Source organism: Citrobacter sp. CK181, from assembly GCF_030333595.1.
GTDB lineage: Bacteria > Pseudomonadota > Gammaproteobacteria > Enterobacterales > Enterobacteriaceae > Citrobacter_B > Citrobacter_B koseri.
Map to the genome: position 1 here is coordinate 427,241 of NZ_JAOWFN010000012.1, position 979 is coordinate 428,219.

A 979-nucleotide genomic window follows, 5' to 3' on the forward strand; every position below is an offset into this window, starting at 1 on the left:
GGCGCGAGCCGCCATCCGGCATATTATGGATTAACTCGCCACCGCCATTCCCACGGTCATATGGAGCCCGTAGAATACGCCGCGACCAATCAGTTCCCCTACCAGCAGCAGGATAAACGCCACCGACAGCAGCGGAACCGCAGGTTGATAACCTTTCAACTGCGGCACAATCCAGCAGCACAGTGCCACGACCAGCACCACAATACGCCAGGCCATCAGCGAACCATAATCCGGTACGAGCGCAGAAGCCTGCTGGATGGAGCTATGAATCGTCGCCAGCTCCGCTCCCTGCATCACTGACATAATGGCGCTGACCACCAGTGCGAGAACAGAAATTACGGGCAGCAGACGCATTGCCCAGCCATCGACGCCCGCAATACGCAGCAGCAGATAACCCAGCAACGGCCCCCCCATAAACAGCGTCAGGAAGAAGCCCAGCGGCGTCCAGATGCTGTACCAGGTCGGTATGGTATCAATGCTGTTATACACGCGCACCATCATCCAGACAAAGATAACACCCAGCACGATCGTCACAACCAGCCAGAGATTACGCAGCGCCGGAGAGAGCTTTTTCAGCACCGCCAGTAACCAGCCGATCCCGCCGACGGCAAAAAAGAGCGAGCCGCTGGCAATTTCATTACTCAATGCCGACGAGCCTACGCGGTTCAGCGAATTGAAGGCGCGCATTGGCGACCCCAGATGCAGCATAGACGCGATGAAGCCAATTCCCATTAGCACCCACAGAGCAAACATGCCGGTCAGCACACGCTGTTGAGATTCGGTACGCAACTCGCCTTTCATCAGCGCCAGAGCCAGAACGATAAAACCGCCGACCACGCACTGACCAAAAACCGTGAAGATCATCAGCGGCCATTCATGCCATCCACTTCCCATCTTACACCTCCTTCGGATTTGCCAGATAACCCGTGGTATCCCCGGTCGGGCGGCTGTTGGCGTTGGGTTTAATCACAATGTTCGG

1 protein-coding gene and 1 pseudogene are annotated in these 979 nt (G+C 56.6%); both read right to left on the reverse strand.

What is annotated here, in order from left to right:
- Positions 1 to 30 precede the first annotated feature (30 nt).
- A complete protein-coding gene (locus tag OGW17_RS11370) occupies positions 31 to 894 on the reverse strand; it encodes a dimethyl sulfoxide reductase anchor subunit family protein (protein WP_071258122.1) in 864 nt (287 codons plus the stop codon).
- 1 nt (position 895) lies between these two features.
- A pseudogene (locus OGW17_RS11375) lies at positions 896 to 979 on the reverse strand (dimethyl sulfoxide reductase subunit B); the annotation flags it as partial.

What these genes read in the sequence shown, in the direction of transcription:
- OGW17_RS11370 (WP_071258122.1), bottom strand. Translation starts at nt 894, where the DNA reads ATGGGAAGTGGATGGCATGAATGGCCGCTGATGATCTTCACGGTTTTT.